Here is a 7,329-nt window from a genome sequence, read left to right as displayed (position 1 = left end):
TCTTACTTTGTTTGCTTGTCAGATCAAGTCTAAACTATTACAACTAAGTAATAACTCAACTATTTTCTTATGGCCATTATCAATAGCTATACACAAAGGATTCATACTGGTATCACAGCCATTGACCTTAGCACCATTATCAAGAAGCAACTTGACTACTGCTTCATGCCCATTCTGAGCAGCTAGATACAAGGGTGTGACATTATTTTTTTTATCTACTATGTTAACATCAGCATTTTTTGTGCTAATTAATAGTTCAACTATTTCAGTATGTCCGTTCTGAGAGGCTAAGTACAGAGCTGTTATACCAAATTCATTGTCTTTAGCATCAATCTCAATTTCTTGAGTATTAAGTAACACCTTTACAACTTCTACAAGTCCATTTTGAGCAGCAATATGTAAAGGTGTCTTACCATCAGTACAGTCTTTTATATTGGGATCAGCTCCCGCTTTAATTAACTCCTCTACTATAGCTTTGCTTTTAGCTACAACAGCAAAGTGTAAAACTGTACTGCCTTTAGTAGTTCTTGCATGAATATTAGCTTCTTTACTGATTAGTAACTTTACTACGTCTAAATGTCCTGAATAAACAGCAAAATGCAAGGCTGTAAATCCTTTTTTATCCTTGATATTGATATCAGTTTTTACATTAAGTAATAACCTAACTTCATTTATGTTACCATTATAAGCGGCTTGATGTAATAGAATATTTTCAACCGGGAGCGATTGATTGCTGAACATATTTACCTCTATATAATAGTATGCCTAGTGGTACTACATCAAAACAAGGAACATTCAAGAAAAATTTTTGCATCTGGCAATCTATTTTCTCTATTCTAATATATACAAACTCTTTAAACCCACCTTGTAATCAGGATAAACTAGAGAGACACCAAGGTCTTTTTTAATTTTAGTATTGCTTACTTTTTTTGACCCTAAATAAAAACCCCGTGCGTAATTTGGTACGGAAGAAATCTCAACTGGCTCTGGAGGGCTAATATTGAGAAGCTCGGCTGCATACGTGACCACTTCAGATTGCGTAGCAGGTAAATCATCTGCACAATTGTATATCTCATAAGGCTTTATATTTTGCATGGAAGAAAATAAAATATTCGATATATCTTCAACATGAACACGAGAAAAAATTTTTTTCACATTTCTTGCTTTGCCAAGCTGCAGGTCAATTAGCGCATTTCTACCAGGACCATATATCCCAGCCAAACGAAAAATATGTACAGGCAATTTGCTACTTAGCCACTTCTTTTCAGACTCAAGGCGCTTTTCTCCTCTAATTTCTATAGGCTTTGTTTCAGATTCCTCATTCACCCAATTACCACAGTGGTCACCATAAACATTAGTTGCAGACAGATAACCAAGCCATTTAATATTCTCCAGACAATGACCGTATCTCTCCATAACATCATCGCCGTCTGGAGGAATAGAAACTAAAACATGCGTTACGCTTTTAAGCAGATCTTGATCAACCTTTTCATAATCAAAAAGTTGTATATCTTTATTTCTTGATGTACCGTTAACTTTCCAGCCTAAATTTAGCAATTTTTTCGATAGAAATTTAGCTACATATCCGTAACCAAAGCAAAACAAGTGCATGGAAATTAATTTCCAAAATTCTTCTTGATAAACTCAACCCCTAACCTTATTCCTTCTTCATTAATAATATGGCCTAATCCATGAATTGGGTATCCTTGAGCGTTTACTCCATTTTCTTTCAGAGCTTTAACCGCTAAATCAAGGGAAGAAAAAGGTACCACATCATCAGCGTCACCATGAATAATACATATGTTAGGTTTTGATTTTATCTCCGGTGCAGTTTTTGAAGGCGAAAGAAATCTACCAGAATACGCAACAACTGACGCACAAGACTGAAGCCGGGTAAGAGCCACATGTATTGCAAGCATTGCCCCTTGAGAAAATCCAACTAAAGAAAGCTGAGTATCTTTTAAATTAAGCTCCTTTAATTTTGTATCAATAAAATGATTTACAATTGATGCAGCATTTTTCACCCCATTATATAGTGCTTCTTCACTACGATCCTCTAAACTAAACCACTGATAACCATCACCTATTTCCCTCTCAAACGGAGCATTCGGTACCACAAAACATGAATCGGGTAAAAATTTGCTCATAACTTTAGCAAGGTGAGCGAAATTATCGCCACTTGAACCCCAACCATGAAAAAAAATAATCAAATTTTTCTTATTTCCATTTGGACAAATTTCTTGGCTTTTAAGTTCAATCATCTCTTTATGTTTTTATTTAACTTTAATGGCGATACCAAATTTCAGCCTCACTATTATTAAGCAAATTTGATATGAATAAATACTACTTAGCTTCAACTTTATCTATCAATCTCTTGACCATACCTCTCAGTTTTTTGCTAGAATCATCAAGCTCTTTAATTTGTGAGCTATCTTTTTCCATGATCCTCTTATAGTCCTTCCTTATGTAGCTAATCATTCCTTGCATCTGAGCAATCATCTTGTTGATATCCATGCTATCAACATCAGGTATCATACTAGGCATATTTCCTTCTAACATACCGCCAGCCATAAGCTGCTGAGACATTTGCATGAATGGCTTTAAGGTCTGTTGAAGCAAATTAGGGTCGCTTGCCAATTTTTCTATTTGCTCTTTGCAAGTATCCATGTACTGCTTCATAAATTCATCATCCTGCACTTTATCTGTCATAATTACACCTATTTGAAACTAATATTATATATTGTTTTTAATTAAAAACAATACAAGAACAACTATATTAATACTTGATTAAATGACAAATTAACTATTTTAAAGGTTCACATACTCTCTTTAACCATTCCTTATCTTTTATGCCATTTTCTATATTTTTATAAACAAATTGGTGATAGCTATTTATCCATTTAACTTCATCTTCAGTAAGCATTTGTATATCTATTAGCTTTTTATCATAAGGAACAGAGGTCAATTGTTTAAAGCTTAAGAAGACGTTTTCTCGCTTTTCAACATACATAAGATTTTCAATCCTTATTCCATACTTTTCTGGAATATAATAACCAGGCTCGTTAGAAAGTATCATGCCTGGAATGAGTTCCACTTTATTTCCTCTTGATATTGCTTGCGGTCCTTCGTGTACCGAAAGGTAACTTCCTACTCCATGTCCTGTACCGTGCATGTAATCCATTCCAAATTTCCATAAATGTATACGCGCTAATATGTCCAATTCTCCACCAGTAGTGCCAGAAGGAAAGACCGCACTTGCTATCGCAATGTGAGCTTTTAATACTATTGTGTAGTGAGCTCGTTGCTCATTGGTTGGACTACCAATTGCTATAGTTCTTGTAATATCGGTTGTGCCATCAAGGTACTGACCACCAGAGTCAATTAAATACAGCCCATCTTCTTGAATGACTTTATTTGTCTTATTGCTTGCACGGTAATGAATGATTGCTCCATTCTCGTTGAATGCTGAAATTGTTGGAAAACTCGGTTGCTTAAACAAATTCTGCTCTTTTCTGTATTCTAAAACTTTTTCTTCAGCTTCAAGCTCAGTAATTTCACTGTCAATATTGTTTTCAAGCCAATATAGAAAATTTATAACTGCTACTCCATCTTTGATGTGCGCACTTATAGCTCCAGTTATTTCAGTTTGATTTTTTACTGCTTTGTGAAGCAAACAAGGATCCTCCTTCTCAATTATCTGCTTATTTTCTATTAGACCTCTTTCATTACTTATTGTCATCCCAGTGCTTGACACTGGGATCCATGCTTTTTTATTTCTGGTCAAGCGCTGGAATGACACCGAAGCTGATTTTTCATTTAAATAATGGTTATACAAGGAATCTATTGCATTCATAATGCTCATTGGAGTTGTCGTTGGATCTATCATCACTGAATTTATCTTGCACAGAGAGCTTTCCAATTCACAAATATCAAAAATACTAACATGATTATCTAAATCCGCTTGTACGGTTGAATGTTCTTTATCTTGAATAAATAAATCAACATTGCCGTTTTTATAAAGTATTGCACGACCCAATATACAAGGAGTGTATTCAGCGCTTTCATTTCTTAAATTTAATAACCACGAAATTGAATTTGGATCAGTCAGAAGCACTGCTTCAGCCTCTATGTTTTTAGCTACTCTTTCACATTTATCCTTACCACTCTCACCAGATACATGTGAGACTATTGTTTGTGCTTTATGACTACTATCTTTTTTAATTAAGTATGGTACTAGTTTACAAATGCCTTCATATTTTCTTATGTCCTTCATAGTAAAATATTGCGGATAGTAACCCAGTGAGGTAGTCAATGTTAAGTTTGCTTTTACCCATTTGTGTGGATCCTCTTCTTGTATATTATATACTCGAAAACTGCCCTGATCGAGCTGACTGCGAGCTTGTGTGATATAGCGTCCATCTGTAAAAAATGGGCACTTATTACTCTTTGTAACGATAAGTAGCCCATTTGTTCCCGTGAAGCCACATAACTCTGCTAACTCTTTTGAATATTCATTTAAATACTCGTCTTTAGTATGCAACATAAATGCATCAACATTTATTTCGTGCATAAAAGAGCGAAATTCTTCGATTTTTGACATGGAATACCTTACGCAGAATTAGCAGCTATTTTCGTTTTCTTATTCCTAAGGTACACTAATATGCTAACTATCGCTGCTGGAGTGATACCTTGTATTTGCTTCGCAATACCAATTGTTGCTGGCTTTATTGACTGCAACTTTTCTATCACTTCAGTTGACAAGCCTTTAATCTGTGAGTAGTTGAAATTAGTTGGAATTTGAGTATTAACTTCCTCTTGTAGAAACTTCATATCTGCTTCTTGTCTTACTAAATAAGGCTTGTATTTTGCTTCAATTGCAACTGCTTCATATATTTCATTCTTGGCTATGCTATCAGTTATAGTGTTATTCCAGCACATGGCGCTGGAATCTACATTTTTTTCAGTGTCAACTGCATCCATTCTATCATCATTCAAGTACTGGATCCCAGTGTCAGCTACTTGGATGACAGGAAGAGGTGCTTTGGTGTTATGCAAGTAGCTGACACTGGAATCCATGTTTAACTCTGGCCATATTTCTCGTAATTTATTCCAGTCAATATTTGGATAACCGAGCAAATTTAATGCTGTTTTTCTTATTCCATCATAAGATATTTTAATGCCATAGGACCTGAGCTGCTCAGGAGTAATTGTTAGGCTCTCTAATTTCTCCTCAAGTTGCTTAATGGATTTAAGTTTACCCTGCAAAACAGAGTATCTCTCATGCGACACAAGAGAGATGTCATAACCTTTTTGTGTCAATCTTCTATCTGCATTATCTGACCTGATTGCCAGTCTATATTCTGCACGCGAGGTGAATAATCTGTAAGGCTCAGCAATTCCCTTAGTGACCAAGTCGTCTATCATTACACCGATATATGAGTCTGTACGATGAAGAACAAAACTTTTTTGAGATAAAGAGAATGCTGCATTGATTCCGGCAATAATTCCCTGCCCGGCTGCTTCTTCATATCCAGTGGTACCATTAATTTGACCAGCAAAATATAGTCCTTTAACTTTCTTAGTTTCGAGAGTATGAAATAGCTCTCGTGAATCGATATAATCGTATTCAACTGCATATCCAGGTCTTAATATTTCTGCATTTTCAAGCCCTTTTATACTCTTTATCATTTCATACTGCACTTCGATGGGCAATGAATTTGAAATTCCATTTGGATATATAGTGTTATCATCAATCCCTTCTGGTTCTAGAAATATTTGGTGATTATTTTTTTCTGCAAATTTTTTAACTTTAGTTTCAATTGATGGGCAGTATCTTGGTGCAATAACGTTATCTAAATATGAAGAAGCTGATCTGTGAAGATTCTCTCGAATTACTTTGTGTGTATGTTCATTAGTATGAGTAATAAAACATGAAACCTGAGGCTGGTTAATTTTCTCTGTAAGATAAGAAAATGGTGTAGGTGGATTGTCACCCACTTGTTCTTGTAATACCGACCAGTTTATAGTGCCACGATCAAGCCTCGGTGGAGTTCCGGTACGTAATCTGCCCAGTTTAAAATCATACTTCTTTAGCGTATTTGCAAGCTCTATTGCAGGTTTATCTCCCATTCTTCCAGAAGGAGTTGTTTGCTCTCCTATATGAATCACACCACGTAAAAAAGTCCCTGTAGTCAAAACAACTCTGCTTGTCAGTATACGTTCACCTGAGTCTGTTATTACAGCTTTTATATAAGATTCTCCATTGCTATCACTTTCGATAAGAAAATCGTCAACTGACTCTTCTTTTACTGTCAAGTTGTTATAATTTAGAATAATTTCCTGTATTGCTTTTTTGTATAATTTTCGGTCTGCCTGTGCACGTGGGCCCCATACCGCTGCGCCTCTGCTGCCATTTAAAACGACCGAGTGTATGCTTGCTCGGTCGATAGCTCTCCCCATTATTCCATCAAGGGCGTCTACTTCTCTAACTACAACACCCTTTGCAACTCCTCCAATTGCTGGATTACAAGACATCTCTCCTATAGTTGAAATTTTGTGAGTTATAAGTAGTGTGTTTGCACCAAGGCGAGCTGCAGCTGTAGCTGCTTCACACCCGGCATGACCGCCACCTACTACCACTACATCGTACTTATGCATCTTCTTGAGTAATTCCTACTCTATAATATTCCAACTATCAGTGATTGATGTCAAATTTTACAGATTACAACATTGCACACTAACTTAGCTCAAACTGCCGTCTCTCTCGCAGAAAAAACTTTTTCAACTTTGGGAAAAATGATACTTTTATTAACTTCTTCTTCCGGAAAGGTAATACATTCATCTACTTCTTCTTCCTGAGATATTTTGACATATGTAGAATCTGTAATCGAAATTGCACTTACTGCAGATTTAATTGCTGTTTCATCTACACAATGCACTATAGCTACAGTTGCAAAAAGCCCTAAAATCGGTGCTATCAGCCCTATCATTCCACTTATTAATGTAAATCCTATTTTTGGATTAGGAAAAATAGCAGCTATGCTTCCAGCAAGTGTAACTCCAATTGCAGCGCTTGTAGATATCATCAAACTCAAAAAATTTGCTACTTTTCCATGATCCTCCTCAATAGGATCTCTTTTGCAAAACTTATATAGCAAACATCCTACGTGAAAAATCGCAATCAATGCTGGAGCTATACAACCAGCAATTCCACCTATGGCTAAAGGTGATGAAGTGTCAAAACTTAACCACCAAGCTAATACTCCTAGTGCTGACACTATACTATAAGCTGTAATAGTTTAGACTTGATCTGACAAGCAAACAAAGTAA

Annotated in this window: 7 protein-coding genes; all 7 read right to left on the bottom strand. The window is 35.8% G+C overall.

The window, feature by feature from the left end; genetic code table 11:
• Nucleotides 1-18: 18 nt before the first annotated feature.
• Entirely contained in the window at nucleotides 19-741 is a 723-nt protein-coding gene (locus JR053_RS04655) for an ankyrin repeat domain-containing protein (RefSeq protein WP_416603706.1), read from the bottom strand.
• Between the two features lie 90 nt (nucleotides 742-831).
• Entirely contained in the window at nucleotides 832-1,611 is a 780-nt protein-coding gene (locus tag JR053_RS04650; protein ID WP_007302062.1) for an SDR family oxidoreductase, read from the bottom strand.
• A 5-nt stretch (nucleotides 1,612-1,616) separates the two neighbouring features.
• Complete coding sequence (locus JR053_RS04645; RefSeq protein WP_010402683.1) at nucleotides 1,617-2,261, bottom strand: alpha/beta hydrolase; 645 nt, start codon at nucleotides 2,259-2,261, stop codon at nucleotides 1,617-1,619.
• Between the two features lie 82 nt (nucleotides 2,262-2,343).
• Entirely contained in the window at nucleotides 2,344-2,709 is a 366-nt protein-coding gene (locus JR053_RS04640; RefSeq protein ID WP_010402685.1) for a hypothetical protein, read from the bottom strand.
• 94 nt (nucleotides 2,710-2,803) lie between these two features.
• A complete protein-coding gene (locus tag JR053_RS04635; RefSeq protein WP_139686840.1) occupies nucleotides 2,804-4,600 on the bottom strand; it encodes an aminopeptidase P family protein in 1,797 nt (598 codons plus the stop codon).
• 8 nt (nucleotides 4,601-4,608) lie between these two features.
• Nucleotides 4,609-6,657 carry a tRNA uridine-5-carboxymethylaminomethyl(34) synthesis enzyme MnmG gene (gene mnmG, locus JR053_RS04630; protein WP_416603702.1) on the bottom strand — a complete coding sequence of 683 codons (2,049 nt, stop codon included), beginning with the start codon at nucleotides 6,655-6,657 and terminating at the stop codon, nucleotides 4,609-4,611.
• An 89-nt stretch (nucleotides 6,658-6,746) separates the two neighbouring features.
• Nucleotides 6,747-7,277 (bottom strand): hypothetical protein, encoded by a 531-nt coding sequence (locus JR053_RS04625; RefSeq protein WP_416603700.1) that lies wholly within the window; start codon nucleotides 7,275-7,277, stop codon nucleotides 6,747-6,749.
• Between the last annotated feature and the right edge of the window lie 52 nt (nucleotides 7,278-7,329).

The sequence above is a fragment of the Wolbachia endosymbiont of Nasonia vitripennis genome (genome assembly GCF_048054115.1).
In the GTDB taxonomy this organism is placed as follows: domain Bacteria; phylum Pseudomonadota; class Alphaproteobacteria; order Rickettsiales; family Anaplasmataceae; genus Wolbachia.
This window is presented reverse-complemented; position numbering and strand designations above follow the sequence as displayed.

Bases quoted from the DNA above. Each gene is read 5' to 3' on its own strand.
- mnmG (WP_416603702.1), bottom strand. From the start codon at position 6,657: ATGCATAAGTACGATGTAGTGGTAGTAGGTGGCGGTCATGCCGGGTGT.
- JR053_RS04640 (WP_010402685.1), bottom strand. From the start codon at position 2,709: ATGACAGATAAAGTGCAGGATGATGAATTTATGAAGCAGTACATGGAT.
- JR053_RS04650 (WP_007302062.1), bottom strand. From the start codon at position 1,611: ATGCACTTGTTTTGCTTTGGTTACGGATATGTAGCTAAATTTCTATCG.
- JR053_RS04635 (WP_139686840.1), bottom strand. From the start codon at position 4,600: ATGTCAAAAATCGAAGAATTTCGCTCTTTTATGCACGAAATAAATGTT.
- JR053_RS04645 (WP_010402683.1), bottom strand. From the start codon at position 2,261: ATGATTGAACTTAAAAGCCAAGAAATTTGTCCAAATGGAAATAAGAAA.
- JR053_RS04655 (WP_416603706.1), bottom strand. From the start codon at position 741: ATGTTCAGCAATCAATCGCTCCCGGTTGAAAATATTCTATTACATCAA.